A 15192-nucleotide genomic window follows, 5' to 3' on the forward strand; every position below is an offset into this window, starting at 1 on the left:
ACACTTGTGCGGGGGTTGCCCAGCCAGGCCAAAGGCGCTAGGTTGAGGGCCTAGTCTCGTAGGAGTTCGTGTGTTCGAATCACACCTCCCGCACCATATTTTCTATCGTTTCAAAACGTGTTCTTCTTTTGTCGGATAATAATAATAATAATAATAATACTTAGTTCGTGTTTATATCTTTCAATTGCAAATCTTATGCGGGGGTTGCCCAGCCAGGCCAAAGGCGCTAGGTTGAGGGCCTAGTCTCGTAGGAGTCCGTGTGTTCGAATCACACCTCCCGCACCATGTTTTCGAGATATATACAACTAATAAAAGTGTGCGCTTTTGCAACTATAATCCAAAACTAGTTTGGCATATTATATATTTTGTGAAGGACTCTATAAGAGTTAAAATAGTATCATTTGCAAAAATTAAATCCTTCTGCATATTAAGATTGGAAGTAAAAGTTAAGACTAAATTAGTTTAAATAAAGCTCGATAAAGTCTTTTAAAGCAAAAAAAATCCTATTAAGCTTTGAAGCACTAAAAGCATTAGCTCAGGAAAACCCTGAAAGGGCTGCTGAAATAGCAATGAACGTAGCAGAAGGTAGATTGAACAAGGCGGGGGAAGCTGCAGATGAAGGAAATGCAGAAGAAGTGATCGAAGCATCCGAAGAGTATGCAAAGTATGCACAATTTGGAGAAGAGATAGCAGCTATTGCACAAATGATTGGTAAAGACTCTTCCAAAGTCAATGAATTAGTTGCAAAAGCAACATCATTACACTTAATTGCTCTTCAGGATTTAAACCAAACAGCTCCTGAACAAGCCAGAATATCAATACAAAAAGCAATTGAGCAAACAGAAATGGCTAGGGAATCTACGATAGTTGCATTGGAAAAAACTGGCTTATCAGTTCCTGATATAAGTAACGGTACGAATATATCGTCAGATTTTGGAAGTAATAGTACAAATGTGTCCTCTGATGTTGATAAAGTAGAAGAAAATAGAAGTGAAACAGAGATTGAGATTCCTGCTGGCAAGCCGTAATCCAATCTTACCAGGGAGTTGAAAATGTCATAACGACATTTTCTCCAATACTGTTCTAATCTCTTTTTGTATTAAGGTAAAAGTCTCCTTTTTTCACTCTACTCTGCAATTCCTTCATTTACTCCTGTATTTAATCCCAATTTCTCTAGCTTCAGCAGGACTCAGATCAAGAATAAAAATGGCTGTGAATATTATGTGCAAAATACCGTACAAAACATGTTTGAGTATATATCCCTGCACCATATTTTTTATGGGCTTATCCGATTCATATGCCTGAAACTTACTTCTTTTTCTGTTTCTGAAGACCGAAGATATATTAATCATCAGGTCTCAATCTAAATTGAGTGAACAACTCTATCATGTCAAATATAAATGAACTACAGTTTTGAGTTTTGATTAATGAAAGCTGCAGTCATAAATAATTGATAAATGAATTTATAATTGGGAGTGATAAGAATGGCAGTTCCGCAGGTATTGTCTACAAGTAGTGTTGAAGGGGATTCAGTAATAAATCCTCAGGGGGAAGATCTGGGAAAGATAGAAGATATAATGCTCGACCTTGATGAAGGGATGATAGCATATGCAGTGCTTTCCTTTGGAGGTTTTCTGGGAATCGGAGATAAACTTTTCGCAGTGCCCTGGAAAGCATTGAGTAAGAAACCGGATGCACATAGTTTTATCCTGAATGTTGACAAAGATACTCTGGAGAATGCTCCCGGATTTGACAAGGCAAATTGGCCCGGGACGGGTACGGAGGCCCACAGAGAGTATGTTTCCCGGATATCTGAATATTATGGCTACAGGCCATACTGGATACAAACTCCTTGACCGGTTAGCGAATACAGGGGAACTTGATCACGATGAGTTCCTCTGTTTTAAAATATCCCGTTATATATTTTCAAAATAGCGAGCCCTATAGTATCTGATTCTATCGGTTTACAGCTAAAATTCGACATTTAGTTACTTCTATGTATATATACATATATTAAAATCAGTGAATTTTCCCTGCTTTTGAAAGCTGTCTCACTTCGTTAACCTCTGCCTTCCCGAGAACTTTCAGAAAGTGTGCAGCACGGACTGCAGTCTGTTGCCTTCTCTCTTCCGTACGGGTCTGGTATACCCTTACTGAACGAAGGAAATCTATCTTGCGGAACTCGGGCCAGAAGGGAGCACAGAAATAGGATGCGCACTCATTACCATTTGCCTGCCATGGCAGGAAATTTGAGACTCTCTCATCTCCTCCTGTCCTGATGATAAGGTCTACATTAGGGAGTGCTGCTCCTCTGGAAGGATAGAGGTGATTTGAGATTGTATCCTCATTGATGTCTTCCAGGGATATCTCTCCCTTCTCCACCTTTGATGCTATCTCGCGGACAGCCTGCACTATCTCCTGTCTTCCTCCGTAGGCAATTGCAACATTAAGATTGAACTTATCATAAGCCGATGTTACGAGTTCTACGTTCTTTATGGATTCCTGTAACTGCTCCGGTAACTTCTCAATGTCTCCGATAGCATGGACGCGCATCCTTCTCTTATGGGTCCTCTCATCTTCTCCGATCTCATTGAACTTGACTCGTATGAGGTCGAAAAGGTTATTTTTTTCATCACTTGGTCTGTTAAAGTTCTCCGTAGAGAATGCGTAGATTGTCAGGTGCTTTATTCCCAGTTCGCAGGACCATTCAATGACCTTTTCAGTTCTGTTTGCTCCTCGGAAATGTCCGAAATCACTTATCTGCCCCATTTTTCGTGCATACCTGCGGTTACCATCCATTATTATTGCTACATGCCTTGGAATGGGGGCATTTTTGACTTCTTGTGTAAGGAGATGTTCATATCCTCGATAGATCAGTTGAGGTATGCGCTTCAATATACAGAACACCACTTCTTTTCGATTAGCTTTTAATCAACGGAGATATCTGAACTTAACATAACCCGTTATAAGGATAATTTTGAACGATCAGTAATTCTCTAGGACCGATTTAACGATATTCCTGTAATCTTCCTTCAACAAGTATATATTATGATCACCGGTAACATCAATGCTGAGTATTCCCAATCTGGTATTCATCAGGCCTACCATTGCTGAAACTCCTCTATAACTTACATCAAAATCTGCATTATGGAGATGTTCGTAAACGTCACCTGTAGTGAATTTACCACCTTTCAAAAATAATTTTAATACTACTTTACGTATACCTGTGTCATCGCGACTAAGATATTTTATGAGTCTCTCCCTTACTCGCTCTTCTATCGTATCCAGTACAAACACCTCTTTTTTTTATATGTTATTTTCTCTTATAAAACTATTGTACTTGTGATTGTAAACCTGTGGGGTAATGAAAATCGTACTACTTATATCATTCTAACATATATAATTTGGCTTTCAAACAGGAATCTTTTCAACGATCAGTCCCTTTTCAAAAGGGTATCTTTCCACAATGAAGATCTCACCTGCGTTTTGCCGTACAAGTTCTGCAAGATCTTCCAGTATCCACCATGCAGTCTCAATTCCGCCTGGAGTGCTCTTCATCATATCATCAGGAACTTCATGTTCCCTTAAACATTCGATTATTTTCTGCATGCTGATGTCATTTTCACAAATGATCTTTCCGTATATTATGGTTCCATCATCGGTAATATCATCAAAATCCCTTGCAGTATTGCGTGCAATACGAATCAAACGTTCCCTGAGTTGAATGGCATCCTTGTAAACCGATGAACAAAAATGCATCTTTCCGGCTACAGGAATGATTTTTCTTGCAAGTTCCTGCGAGCCGGCCACAGCATTTGATATATCATTCTCTAGCACAAAGCCCCGAAGCTTCATATCTTCAGCATTGGAATCTGAAAACTCCAGCTCGTTAAGGTTCAGGAAGCAGTCAACGCTCCTTGTGAATTCTGCAATCTTATCAATACCTTCAATTGCCGGAACCTCCACTCCGACCTGCAGTGCATAGTCCTTTGCATATTCGATTGATCTGGCATACCGGCTCTTTTTGATGTTAGTCCAGATGTCTGCAGGGGGATGGAACCTGATCTCATCCAGGCCTGCCTCGGCAAGCCTGCCAACAGTCTCTCTGTCGGGGGTCAATGAAGTATAAAGGTGGATATGGTGCTCTTTTCCGAACTCATCTTTCAGTAATTTTATGTAATGAAGAATATCCTCCGGCCTGAGAAGTGGCTCTCCTCCGGTGATGCCTGTACCAAGTGCATCCATCTGTCTTGCCTCTTTGATTATGTCCTGATCAGAGTTTACAAGTCTCTCGTTCGCATAGACAACTTCAGTCCGCTTCTCATGGGAAACCGGACAATAAAAACAGTTCCTGGGACATATGCCTGTAACGAAAAGCACCATTTTGGCTCCCTTCTGGCATAGTTTACAACCTTCGGATAAAAATGTATTAAACGACCCGATCTCACTCTGGCTAACTTCACTCATTGGCGCAATCTATCTTCTAAATGTATATAAGGCTTGGTAAAAGCATCTTTCCTTCAACAGTTTAATGTAAAATAGTTACATGATATTACTCAATGGATGGGAAGGAAGGTCACATTGCAGTCATTGGATGCAGAAAATGTGGAAAATGCAACCATGTTTGCCTCCGGGGAGCCCTGTACATGGTCGATGGAGTGGTGCGGGTGGATTACGGCCTGTGTACCATGTGCATGGCATGCACCAGAATCTGTCCCAACAAGGCCCTTATTTATATAGAGTAAATTCCCTGTCCCCTTTCTGAAGATTACAAAGACCTGGAAATCTTGTGTATTTGTATCTCTGTAGCTTTGCATTGCTTTAAAAAGCAAAAAACTTTTTAATATAAGCAGTAAAAGAACATTAAACAGGATGTCGGCTACTTTTTCTTAAGTTCCCTGCCGATGGAGAAGGCTTTCCCGAGTATATCACCAATCCTGTGATAGTTCCTGTTCTCTGGTGCGAACACTACCGGTCCCACCTTTTCAATATCAGGTGCTCCTTTTTCATCCAGTACGGATTCATCAGCCTTGATATCAACAATCTCCCCTATGAACTGGGTATGGAGGCCAATCTCAAAACTATGTATGAGTTTGCATTCAAGGACAAGTGGAAACTCTTCAATATAGGGGGCGTATACAAGGTCGCTTTTAACAGGTGAAAGTCCGGCCACCTCTAGCTTATTCTCGTCCTTCCCGCTTGCCATGCCGAAATAGTCTGTTTCCCTGACAAATCTCTCTGAAGGTATGTTTACGGTAAAGGCTTCTTTCTCCATGATATTCTTGTAACTTTGGGTTGCTTCTCTTAATGATATGCTTATGCATGGCGGATTCGAGCAGGATATGCCTCCCCAGGCAATTGTCGCTGCGTTAGGTTTACCGAACATATCATACGTACCGATCACCCAGGCAGGCGCCGGAAATGCAAGTGGTTTAGCTCCTATGGATATTTTCATGTATCTGACTCCCTGTTAATGTAGAGTTTATTGGATATTGAATCTTGCGGGATACAGGCGCCGAATAATCATACCAGTCCCCTGAATATTATCCTGGATATCACTGTCGAGATAGTGAAGACAATGGCAGAGAGGGGAAGGACCTTTCCCAGATCATACATGAGCTGGGCCTTGTCGCCTCCGTATTCGATGGTACCTGCGAAACGAGTGAGTATGGCAGTGATCAATATAAGATATGTGCCGATAGAAAGCATGAACAGGTCAGAGGGGATGGATTGTTCGAGATTTGTGGGAGATATTTGGGCGGCACCGGGTATCAGGTCCGCAGGAAGACGTGAGATGCTGTTTGAGATGTTCTGAAGTATCTTTGCGATAACTTCTGAAAGAGCCATTGTCACCCCTGCGATAAGCGGTGCGAATATGGCTGCTGTGGACCGCATAGTAGACGTCATATCATAAAGGGATTGTTTTATATTCATTTCCACGTCCTGGAGTTCCTTTAAGTGGTCCGCAAGTTTGACAATGGCAACACCTGCAGCTTCGTGACTCTTGTTTGCGCTCTCAACAAAGAGCATCATTGTGGTCCGAATCCGGTCGGAGTAGATATCCTTGAAAGCGCCGATCTCTTCATCAAATATTGCAGTCAGTATGTCTGCTCTGACACTTATCAGGTTGAGGGGGATCCTTTCGAACGCAGTCGCGATCTCTGAACCCTGCATCGTGCTGGCAGCATGCATGAAAGCTTCCTCTGTCGCTCTTCCTTCGGATATCCTTCTTCCAAGGACAAAAAGTGCATCTGAGAACTCCATTTCCATTTTTTTGATATCGTCCCGTATCTTCTTGTAAGGCATAAAGCTCATGTTCAGGTAGAACGAGATTCCAGATACAAATCCCAGGATAACAAGCAAGCCCGGTGGGATGATCCCTTCCAGTGTTGCTGTGCTTATGACATTGCCCGGATTGCCAAGAAGCATCCATCCATATCCCGAAAAGGCTATACAGATGCCGATACAAACAGAGGTTAATGCAGCAAGTTCCTTTTTCCTGCTGATGTTCTTAAGTTCGGGGTGGCTGTCGGGTATGCTCTGCGGAACAAAGGTGGCAGGCCTTTGCATCAGAATATATTCTGCATAACCGAATGTCAACAGCGGAAGTATTATGTTGTAAAGTGCCACCAGCGTCCCTATGCCAAACCGAATACCTACAACAGTTATTGCCGGCATCAGGGCAACAAGTGAGAGCGGGATAAGTATGAAGATCGAATAGAGAACATAAGTAGGGTTCTTCAGTTTTGAGGCAAAAGTCTCCATGAGCCTTTTAGTGCTCTCCAGGACGATGTCGAGTGCTCTGTTAAGGGTAATGATCCTCTGGGCCTCATCCGGCTCACTGGTGGAACTTTTTACAAGGTGAAGTGACCTTTTGAAATATTCGCTGTTCTTACCCCATATGTTTGAGAACTCTATCATGGCATCTTCAATGCCTTTGTATTCTCTTACATGCAGGTTCCATAACATCTTTCTGAGGTCTTTTGCAAGGGGCCTGGCGGAGTGCTCGGCTGCGAAACGGATGGCAACTTCCATATTCGGGACGATCTTCATTGACATGACTATATAACTGAGTATTTCGGGCATATCACCAAGAGAGCTGACCTTCATCCACCTTGCATATATCTTTATATATTCGCTCAGGTATGCAAGTGCAATTACAGGAATCAACAAACTCAGGATAATGGTTATTCTGATAGTTGTCGATTCGAAAGTGATGAGCCTGAATATTATAAAATCAACAGCAAGGATAAGCATTAACATCGAACCAGCTACAAAGTATGCAAAGAAGGCTGTTTCATGCGGTTCGAGGTCAAATCCCGCATATACCATAGCGTTGCGATATTCTTCGCTTACAGCTTTTTCTGACTTACTTCTGAAATGCACGATGTCCCGTATCAGCCAGCTGAAATTGCTGAAAGTGAACTTGCAGCCATGATAGTACCAGTTCTCACCATTGCTCAGAATGACCACCTGCAGGTATTTCCTCCATCCTGGGGTTAATGACATCCTGTTCAGGATCGGTTCTGAAAAAAGAAGACTTCCCGGAAGCAAAATTTGCGAACCAATCCAGCCATTTGCTGTATACTCTTTGCAGATCGGTCCCATCCTCGCAGTATCTTTCCTCGCCCATCAGCAACCAGAACATGTTGTTGGCTGTGCTCACAGCTGAAGCTTTGACAAAGAACGGGTCTGTCCTCCCGTACTCTGCCATAAGCCCTTTTATCCTTGCTCTCAGACGTATGTGGCCCAATGCCTGGTCGATGGTAATGTCCCATCTGCCGGCAATTTTTGCTATCAGGGCAGACTGACCTCTGTCCAGTATATCTTCCGGCAGTAATGAATCTACAGATGGATCATATCTGAAGAGGTCGGAAAATACTGTATCAATCTCTTCTTCATCCCATTTCCTGTTCACTTCGGATATCTGGATCACTCTGCGTTTTGTGGACATACTTCCTGATATGCGGGTATTGCTGCAGACGATGACTGCATCCGTTGCCTTGAAAGAGGCCGGTGGGACTCCGAGAGTATGAACTATTCTCTCGTAGACCGCCCCGGTGGATGATCCGTGTATGGTTCCGATGACAGAATTGCCGGCAGCACCAACTTGCATGGCTTCGTAAAGTACTCCCACCTCAGGCCCCCTGACCTCTCCCATTACAAGGGAAGAGCTACCCAGTCTCAGGGAGGCGCGCAGAGCTGTGGAAGGTTCTATCTCGATGCCGTATTTAAGGATAGCTGATTGTGAGTTGAGTCCCTGCACTTTCCATCCAAGGTCCTGGAGGTCCTCGATGGGTATCTCTGGTGTGTCTTCAATTGTAAGGATCCTGTATTTCTGAGGGATCTCAAGTAGCATGGCGCTTAAAAGCGATGTCTTGCCAGCCCCCACACCACCTGCAACAAGTACGGATGCCTGAGCATCCATCATAAAACTCAACAGCCCGGCGGAAAGGGAGGATATGGAACCGGTGTTGATAAGCCGAGGCAGGGTCCAGGGGTCTTTTGCATGTTTTCGAAAAGCATAGGCAATTCCCTTTGCACTGAGCGGGTCCCCTATAACCGATACGCGTACATCATATTCTTTCAAAAACATTTCAAGAACCGGTGTGGCTTCTCCGAAGGGACGCCCACTTATTGATCTCAGCCTTGAGACCATGGAATCCATATCCTCCTGCGACAGGTAAATGTTGCTTATACACTCTTCTCCATCGATGACCACATGGACAGGATTGCGGTCCGCAGGGGCGTTAACATAAACATCAGTTACTCTTTCGTCTGACAGTAGGTCCTCGAGAATACCCAGGCCGGTTGTGTACTTGACCAGGATGTCTGAATAAAGCTTTGCCCCGGATGGCTCAAGGTTCATTCTGTTCATCCTGGCTTCCTCTGCTAGCAAACGCTTTGCAAGTAACCTGAAATAGTTCCTTGAATTAGAAGGGTCTGCAAAGTAAAGGTCCTTTGGACGGTGGCGGATCATCTTCTTCCGAACGCCTTCCAGTAGCTTGAGCTCTCCGGCTTCCAGGAAGTATTCTACCGGATTGATGATATACATCTTCTCAGGGCGATCTGTTAACTGGTAGATGGAAACCGGGAGTGACCTTTCATCTTTGTGACTTATATCATAACATTCAAGGAAAAGTGTGTTCTCAGGAGGTTCGGTATATATTCTTGAAGTAGAGAAAGGTGGTCTTACATAAGATCGCAGGTACCTTTCATATTCAGGATTCTCCGGAAATCTGACGATGTTCAATGCCTTCTGGATATCAACTGTGTGATTGCTCATTTCCTCCAGGGTGTCTATAAATCTCAGGAGACATGGGTCACATTCTGTGAATTCGCCATAAAGCTTATTTTTCAGCCCGAATTGTTCTGTACACCAGTCCATGATCATACAGGCTTTCAGAGGGTCATGTCCCGAGGTTTCGATGGCTGTTTCCAGTAGTTTCCTGCGGCAGGATTCACATTTTTTGCTACTTGAAGCGTGCGGACATTTCTTATTAACAAGTTCCGATGTGGAATATGCGCTTAACCTTTCCTGCAACTGTGACAAGGTGTAAATAGCATTAAGATCCATGCCCTCATAGTCTCTCTCATATAATCTCGAGAATACCAGCCTGTCTACTGCCGGCTCTTTTTGAAGTATCCTGAAGATCCTTCTCCTGCAATCGGGACTCTCAAAGCTGGAATCAAGGGCACATTCGCTGCAGTTCAGTATTATTGTCCTGTAGTTCTTAGAGAATCTCAACCTGTAGGGACAATATGTCTCAGTTCTCTCTTTCCGGCTGTTGGGAAGGAATATCCGGGAACTGATACTTTCTATAATTCTTCCTGATATTATAGTCCTGACTATCCGGAATGCTAAAGGTGTCCTTGATGCAAGTAACGACATTATGTCATCGCAGGATAAAGAGTATGTATCTCTTTCTTTTTGTAAGGGCTCTGATTCAGATCCTTCAGGTGTCACAGTTTTATCTCCGACTGAAGCTTTCATAAATAAATTTGATAAAGTATTAAAAGTTTACTAAATTTGTTTGTAGATTATTTTATTCACTATGTTATTATTCAGGAAGTCATTAGCTTTTTTCAGGAACTCTTAATATAATCCCTGATTTAATACTTTCACAAAGCTTCCGTCATAATATAATATCAGAAAGACATTTTGAGAATGGCTGGAGTAAATAATGGGAATCTACACGGTCTCACAATTGAACGATTATGTCAAACACTTGCTGAAAAGTGACCCGATGCTTAATCAGATATGGGTGAGGGGTGAAATATCCAACCTTACTAAACATGGTTCCGGGCACTATTACTTCACTCTGAAAGATAAAGGCAGCCAGATAAGTTGTGTTAGTTTCAGGTCCACTAACAGGTCATTTAAATTCGACCCGGAATCAACAATGCGAGTACTCATATTCGGTTCCCTGGACGTATATACGGTGCGCGGGCAGTATCAGCTTCGTGTTCTGGATATGCGTCCGGACGGCATAGGTGAATTGTATAAAGCATATGAGCAACTCCGGACAAGGTTGCAGGACGAAGGGCTGTTCGAGGTATCTCATAAAAGGCCTGTTCCCCGATATCCGCTTAAAATCGGGGTTGCTACTTCTCCCACAGGGGCTGCTGTACATGATATATTGAATGTGCTTAAACGCAGGTATCCTGTGGATGTGTTGCTGTCACCGACCATTGTACAGGGTGAAATATCCTCTGCAAGCATCGTGTGTTCTATTGAGAAACTCAACCGGGCGGATGTGGATGTCATTATTCTTGGCAGAGGTGGAGGCTCACTTGAGGATTTGTGGTCATTCAATGAGGAATCGGTTGCAAGAGCTATATATGGGTCATCTGTCCCCATAATTTCCGCAGTGGGTCATGAAACCGATTATACGATTGCTGATTTTACAGCTGACCTCCGGGCACCCACTCCTTCGGTTGCAGCAGAACTGGCGGTGCCTGACAGTGCTGACCTTGAGAGGCATATCCTGTCGCTTTCAAGTCGTATGGAACGGGCCGCAATGCGAAATATTTCGGACTACTCGGAAAGGCTTCATCATTTATGTAGCAGGATTGGGCCGGAAAAGCTGAATGATTTCCTCAGGCAGAATCTGCAGAGGGTGGATGAGCTGAGTCTCAGGATGGAACGCCTCTCCGGAAGGACCATAGAATCAAAAAGGTCCTTACTTGGTAATCTTTCAGGCAGGTTGAATGCCGTAAGTCCTCTTAAGACACTGGAGAGGGGATACGGTATCGCAGTCAGGACCGATGACCGTGAAATCATTCGAAGCACAGGAGATGTGTCCGAAGGTGATGATCTAGGTGTGCTAGTGAGTGACGGCATGATACTGTGCAGTGTTAAAGGAACTTCTGATGAGCATGTTTAAGATATCGGAAATCAACGGAGGAATGAATGAAAAAACCGGAGGATGCCGGGGAAGACCTGGAAAATAAAAACGGGTCTGAAGGGATCAATGAGGATATGAGCTTTGAGGAATCGCTGGAGCAACTGGAATCCCTTGTAGACAAGCTCGAAAGAGGTCAATTGCTCCTGGATGAGAGTATTGATGTCTTCGAGAAGGGTATGAGACTTGCACGTATCTGCAATCAAAAACTTTCAAAGGCTGAAAGGAAGATAGAAGTCCTCATTGAAGAGAATGGCAAGCTCAAAACCGATACTTTCATCGAGGATCGATAAAGAACGAGTACGGGTTATCATTCACTGTCCTCAAAATATCTTCTGGCAAGCAGGACTGTACTGCTACCTGTCAGCACTACAAGGAAGATCGCTATTACAAGTCCTTCCTGGCTGAAATCCTGCCATGAATGGACCGAGGCCCACATACCACTTCTGGTCACAAAGGTTGCAAATATGACGAGTACGAACGAAAGCACCGCAAGCAGAGGTGCAAGGAATCCATATTCTCCGTAGGAAGCACGTGTCCTTGTATGCAGAAATGCGGTGGATGTGATCCACGGTATCAGGGACGAGGTTTCCACAGGGTCCCATGTCCAGTACCATGCGCCCCAACCCAGTACTTCATATGCCCAGAACCCCCCCAGTCCGATACCCAGCGTGAGAAATAGCCATGCTATGCGCATCCAGTCCTTTGCTATATCTGTCCATCTGTCATCCTTTGTTAAAAGGTTGGCAATGGCTGCGGCAAAGGGTATCGTGAACGCGGCATATCCAAGGAAGAGTACAGGCGGATGTACTGCCATCCATGGATTGCGGAGCAGGGGATTCATACCCTGGCCGTAGGGGACATCATAGGGTACAACAAAAGGATTCCAGTTAGTTAACTCCACGCCGACACCTGATACTACATGATATACAGCAAAAGGATTCTTCAATACCAGAAGCAACAGCAGTACTGATGTTATGGCAAGTGATGCTATTCTGGTGAGGTCCATGAGTCTGGTATCTGCAAGTTGTTTTGCAGGCCCTGTATGCCGAACCAGAAGCGTCATCATCAATACTGCCCAGGCCCAGAGCAGCAGTGAACCTTCCTGTCCTGCCCAGAGTGCTGATACCTTGTAGTACCATGAGAGGTCCGTGCTTGAGTGGCTGAAAACGTAGTCGTAGGATGCATTGACCGCCAGTAGCTGGAAAACGAGTAAAAGCATCGAAAGTGTGGCTGCTGCAGCACATGCAGCTTCCATCCATCGGGAAAGCTTGCCGAATTTTTGCTTACCGGTCAGGACCTTTCTAAGGGAATATGCTGTGGCTCCAATGCATGTAATAAATGCAAGCCAGATAAGGATCATGCCAATGTTCATTTCCGGATCCCCTTCGATCTTGTCTTTTTATTCATCCCTGGATCATTCCTGTCTTTCCGGCGGTCGCTTATCAAAAGTGCGATGATACCGATGACCATGAGATACAGGCCGCCCCAGAGGAAATTGATGAAGGGTACAGTTCTCATATAGATGTCTATTTTACCTTCCTGAAGGTCTACAACTCTCGGGGCAATGAACAGTTCTTCAGTAAGTCCTCTGTGAATATATGTCGTGGTGTAACTCTGGCCCCATTTGAAGTCTGTGATATATTCCATCTGTCCTTCCCGGAAGTATTCGCCTTTTTTATAGATGCCAAAATCTATCAGGGTAACATATGATGATCCGGGATGCTGCTGATATGCCTCTCCCCTGTAGAATGAATCCATTTCATTTATCCTTAGAACATAATCCTGTCCTTGGAAATGGACTATTTCGCCCTGGGAGGCCACACCTGTGCCTTCAACTTTCATGTTTGCACTCAATACGATCCCAAGTAGAATGAAAAGTATCCCCAGATGTATCAGGTGTGCACTGATGCCCCTGATCTTCCTGCCGACAGAATCTCTGCCAAGGGATATTCCTATCTTATAGATAGTTGCCATGAGAGCAACTGTAATGATCGGGACCGAAACATCGATAGGAAGATTTCCGAAAGGGGATATGATGGCAAAGAAAACAGACAGTAAAACATAACCGCCTACCACGACCAATGTATTCTTCTGGCCCATATAACCCACAAGAAGACAGGTGCTCAGGATAAGTACCAGTGCTGCGGTCGGTAAAGCCGTCCTGCTGTTAAAATGCTCAGGTCCAAGGCTTATCTCGACACCTGTTGTGAGCTTTGCGATAAGGGGTGTTATCATGCCCATCATGATTATTGTTGCCATTAACAGGAAAACAACAACGGTGGCGAGCATTGTATTTTTTGATGTTAGAACAGGTTTTTTGCCTTTCATCTTTTTCCAGCCAATGTCTACAACATATATATAGTTTAGAGTATGCGGATATGAGCTTGCAACAATTTATATAGTTGCTACGTTCTTCATGCAGAGCATTGGATTATTATTTAAAATGAGTTCTGATAATATGATCGAGATAGTTCTTACTGCTGTGTGGCTGATGCTTCCTGCCTATATCCCAAATTCTACAGCCGCTGTTTTTGGCGGGGGAAAACCCATCGATGGAGGTCGAAAACTTGCAGACGGGCGGCGCATCTTCGGTGATGGGAAAACCTACAGGGGACTTCTGGCAGGTACTATATGCGGAATGCTGCTGGGTTTGCTTCAGACTTACTACCTGACAGTTAACGGTACTGTTCTAGGAATGGAACTGCCTTCTTTCGGTAAAGTCCCCGGTGCCCTGATAGTTATCTTCACACTCGCATTCGGTTCTCTTTTCGGTGACATGTTCATGAGTTTTTTCAAGCGCAGACTGGGGCTGAAAAGGGGTGCTCCTTTGCCTGTTATCGATCAGCTTGATTTTGTGTTTGGGGCATGGTTGTTTACCTATATGGCATCCCCGGTGTGGTTTACTGAGAATTTCACTTATTGGATAGTCCTTACGGTGCTGATAGTTACTCCATTGTTGCATTTTGTTACGAATCTGGTCGGCTACTTCATAGGGGTTAAAAAGGAGCCCTGGTGATTGTAAAGTGGTAACTGGCAAATCCATGGGAATCAATAGTGAGACTTATATTCAGGCCCGTACTTATTTGCTGGAACTTACTTATTTGTTAGAACATGGAGATTGAGAACTTAGAATCTGAGCTTATTCGGAGTTGTGTCCATCATGCAGGAATCCTTTAATGTTAAACAATCACTGATCGATGCCCTGAAAGAATGTGGGGCAATCAGATTCGGGGATTTTACCCTTTCCTCCGGAAAGAAGAGCAGTTATTATGTAGATATCAAAAAAGCAAGTACCGACCCGGTAACCCTAAAAAAGATTGCAAGGGAAGCCAGTACTGTTATCCGTGGTATGCATGTAGATTCCGTGGGAGGAGTTGTGCTTGGCAGTGTTCCGCTGGCAACCGCAGTGTCGCTTGAATCGGGATTGCCTCTGGTACTGATTCGTAAATCTGACAAAAGTTACGGGACAGGAGGGCGTTTTGTCGGTGATGTCCGGCAAGGTTCGAAGATCGTGCTGCTTGAGGATGTAACCACAAGTGGAGGTTCTGTCAGGGATGCCATTGAAGCCATACGCTCCGAGGGCGCCATTGTCGAAGCAGTGCTAACGGTCGTGGACCGCGAATCAGGTGCATCGGAGAATCTGGCTTCCCTGGGTGTAAAATTGGTTCCTCTTGTCAGGGCAAGTCAACTTGTAGCTTCCTCTGAATAGTTCCGGTAAGAAAAAATGGCAAATTATTTATTTAAGGAAATTGAATTTTGTGCTATTCTAATTCCCACTGATCAA

At 44.1% G+C, this 15192-nt stretch carries 15 protein-coding genes and 2 tRNA genes; 9 read left to right on the forward strand and 8 right to left on the reverse strand.

What is annotated here, in order from left to right; all coding sequences use genetic code 11:
* The first annotated feature begins 8 nt into the window (after positions 1-8).
* The 4 genes from CUN85_RS09165 (at position 9) to CUN85_RS09180 (ending at position 1856) form a co-directional block, all read left to right on the forward strand.
* A tRNA-Leu gene (locus CUN85_RS09165) sits at positions 9-96 on the forward strand.
* A gap of 101 nt (positions 97-197) precedes the next feature.
* A tRNA-Leu gene (locus CUN85_RS09170) sits at positions 198-285 on the forward strand.
* A 284-nt stretch (positions 286-569) separates the two neighbouring features.
* Positions 570-1028 (forward strand): hypothetical protein, encoded by a 459-nt coding sequence (locus CUN85_RS09175; protein ID WP_135390028.1) that lies wholly within the window; start codon positions 570-572, stop codon positions 1026-1028.
* 456 nt (positions 1029-1484) lie between these two features.
* Entirely contained in the window at positions 1485-1856 is a 372-nt protein-coding gene (locus CUN85_RS09180) for a PRC-barrel domain-containing protein (RefSeq protein WP_135390029.1), read from the forward strand.
* A 163-nt stretch (positions 1857-2019) separates the two neighbouring features.
* Here the strand turns inward: CUN85_RS09180 and uppS are convergent, their stop codons facing one another.
* The 3 genes from uppS to CUN85_RS09195 form a co-directional block, all read right to left on the reverse strand.
* Positions 2020-2898: a polyprenyl diphosphate synthase gene (uppS, locus tag CUN85_RS09185; protein WP_135390061.1), complete on the reverse strand. Its 879-nt coding sequence runs from the start codon at positions 2896-2898 to the stop codon at positions 2020-2022.
* 87 nt (positions 2899-2985) lie between these two features.
* Positions 2986-3297 carry a DUF2551 domain-containing protein gene (locus CUN85_RS09190; RefSeq protein WP_205804406.1) on the reverse strand — a complete coding sequence of 104 codons (312 nt, stop codon included), beginning with the start codon at positions 3295-3297 and terminating at the stop codon, positions 2986-2988.
* A 114-nt stretch (positions 3298-3411) separates the two neighbouring features.
* Positions 3412-4467: a radical SAM protein gene (locus CUN85_RS09195; protein WP_135390030.1), complete on the reverse strand. Its 1056-nt coding sequence runs from the start codon at positions 4465-4467 to the stop codon at positions 3412-3414.
* Between the two features lie 92 nt (positions 4468-4559).
* On the opposite strand from CUN85_RS09195, the gene CUN85_RS09200 reads away from it, so the two are divergent.
* On the forward strand, positions 4560-4745 hold the full coding sequence (locus tag CUN85_RS09200) for a 4Fe-4S dicluster domain-containing protein (protein ID WP_135390031.1): 186 nt from the start codon (positions 4560-4562) through the stop codon (positions 4743-4745).
* A gap of 134 nt (positions 4746-4879) precedes the next feature.
* Here the strand turns inward: CUN85_RS09200 and CUN85_RS09205 are convergent, their stop codons facing one another.
* From CUN85_RS09205 to CUN85_RS09215, 3 genes are all read right to left on the reverse strand, one after another.
* Entirely contained in the window at positions 4880-5455 is a 576-nt protein-coding gene (locus CUN85_RS09205; RefSeq protein ID WP_135390032.1) for a flavin reductase family protein, read from the reverse strand.
* Positions 5456-5523: 68 nt separating this feature from the next.
* Positions 5524-7509 carry a hypothetical protein gene (locus tag CUN85_RS09210; RefSeq protein ID WP_235856271.1) on the reverse strand — a complete coding sequence of 662 codons (1986 nt, stop codon included), beginning with the start codon at positions 7507-7509 and terminating at the stop codon, positions 5524-5526.
* Positions 7451-9994 (reverse strand): type II/IV secretion system ATPase subunit, encoded by a 2544-nt coding sequence (locus tag CUN85_RS09215; RefSeq protein WP_135390033.1) that lies wholly within the window; start codon positions 9992-9994, stop codon positions 7451-7453. Before CUN85_RS09215 ends, CUN85_RS09210 begins: the two co-directional genes overlap by 59 nt.
* A 190-nt stretch (positions 9995-10184) precedes the next feature.
* Between CUN85_RS09215 and xseA the strand changes: the two genes are divergently transcribed.
* The gene (xseA, locus tag CUN85_RS09220; protein ID WP_135390034.1) at positions 10185-11387 is read left to right on the forward strand and encodes an exodeoxyribonuclease VII large subunit; all 1203 of its coding nucleotides are present in this window, start codon (positions 10185-10187) and stop codon (positions 11385-11387) included.
* Between the two features lie 26 nt (positions 11388-11413).
* Complete coding sequence (locus CUN85_RS09225) at positions 11414-11698, forward strand: exodeoxyribonuclease VII small subunit (RefSeq protein ID WP_135390035.1); 285 nt, start codon at positions 11414-11416, stop codon at positions 11696-11698.
* A 17-nt stretch (positions 11699-11715) separates the two neighbouring features.
* Here the strand turns inward: CUN85_RS09225 and ccsA are convergent, their stop codons facing one another.
* Together ccsA and CUN85_RS09235 are read right to left on the reverse strand one after the other, a co-directional pair.
* A complete protein-coding gene (ccsA, locus tag CUN85_RS09230) occupies positions 11716-12780 on the reverse strand; it encodes a cytochrome c biogenesis protein CcsA (protein ID WP_135390036.1) in 1065 nt (354 codons plus the stop codon).
* Positions 12777-13736 (reverse strand): cytochrome c-type biogenesis CcmF C-terminal domain-containing protein, encoded by a 960-nt coding sequence (locus CUN85_RS09235; RefSeq protein WP_135390037.1) that lies wholly within the window; start codon positions 13734-13736, stop codon positions 12777-12779. Before CUN85_RS09235 ends, ccsA begins: the two co-directional genes overlap by 4 nt.
* 130 nt (positions 13737-13866) lie before the next feature.
* On the opposite strand from CUN85_RS09235, the gene CUN85_RS09240 reads away from it, so the two are divergent.
* Positions 13867-14424: a CDP-2,3-bis-(O-geranylgeranyl)-sn-glycerol synthase gene (locus CUN85_RS09240; RefSeq protein ID WP_135390064.1), complete on the forward strand. Its 558-nt coding sequence runs from the start codon at positions 13867-13869 to the stop codon at positions 14422-14424.
* A gap of 144 nt (positions 14425-14568) precedes the next feature.
* A complete protein-coding gene (gene pyrE / locus CUN85_RS09245; protein WP_135390038.1) occupies positions 14569-15117 on the forward strand; it encodes an orotate phosphoribosyltransferase in 549 nt (182 codons plus the stop codon).
* Positions 15118-15192: the final 75 nt, after the last annotated feature.

Source organism: Methanolobus halotolerans, from assembly GCF_004745425.1.
Lineage (GTDB): Archaea > Halobacteriota > Methanosarcinia > Methanosarcinales > Methanosarcinaceae > Methanolobus > Methanolobus halotolerans.

What these genes read in the sequence shown, in the direction of transcription:
- CUN85_RS09235 (WP_135390037.1), bottom strand. Translation starts at nt 13,736, where the DNA reads ATGAAAGGCAAAAAACCTGTTCTAACATCAAAAAATACAATGCTCGCC.
- pyrE (WP_135390038.1), top strand. Translation starts at nt 14,569, where the DNA reads ATGCAGGAATCCTTTAATGTTAAACAATCACTGATCGATGCCCTGAAA.
- CUN85_RS09240 (WP_135390064.1), top strand. Translation starts at nt 13,867, where the DNA reads ATGATCGAGATAGTTCTTACTGCTGTGTGGCTGATGCTTCCTGCCTAT.
- CUN85_RS09180 (WP_135390029.1), top strand. Translation starts at nt 1,485, where the DNA reads ATGGCAGTTCCGCAGGTATTGTCTACAAGTAGTGTTGAAGGGGATTCA.
- CUN85_RS09195 (WP_135390030.1), bottom strand. Translation starts at nt 4,467, where the DNA reads ATGAGTGAAGTTAGCCAGAGTGAGATCGGGTCGTTTAATACATTTTTA.
- CUN85_RS09210 (WP_235856271.1), bottom strand. Translation starts at nt 7,509, where the DNA reads ATGTCATTAACCCCAGGATGGAGGAAATACCTGCAGGTGGTCATTCTG.
- CUN85_RS09175 (WP_135390028.1), top strand. Translation starts at nt 570, where the DNA reads ATGAACGTAGCAGAAGGTAGATTGAACAAGGCGGGGGAAGCTGCAGAT.
- xseA (WP_135390034.1), top strand. Translation starts at nt 10,185, where the DNA reads ATGGGAATCTACACGGTCTCACAATTGAACGATTATGTCAAACACTTG.
- CUN85_RS09215 (WP_135390033.1), bottom strand. Translation starts at nt 9,994, where the DNA reads ATGAAAGCTTCAGTCGGAGATAAAACTGTGACACCTGAAGGATCTGAA.
- ccsA (WP_135390036.1), bottom strand. Translation starts at nt 12,780, where the DNA reads ATGAACATTGGCATGATCCTTATCTGGCTTGCATTTATTACATGCATT.
- CUN85_RS09200 (WP_135390031.1), top strand. Translation starts at nt 4,560, where the DNA reads ATGGATGGGAAGGAAGGTCACATTGCAGTCATTGGATGCAGAAAATGT.
- CUN85_RS09225 (WP_135390035.1), top strand. Translation starts at nt 11,414, where the DNA reads ATGAAAAAACCGGAGGATGCCGGGGAAGACCTGGAAAATAAAAACGGG.
- CUN85_RS09205 (WP_135390032.1), bottom strand. Translation starts at nt 5,455, where the DNA reads ATGAAAATATCCATAGGAGCTAAACCACTTGCATTTCCGGCGCCTGCC.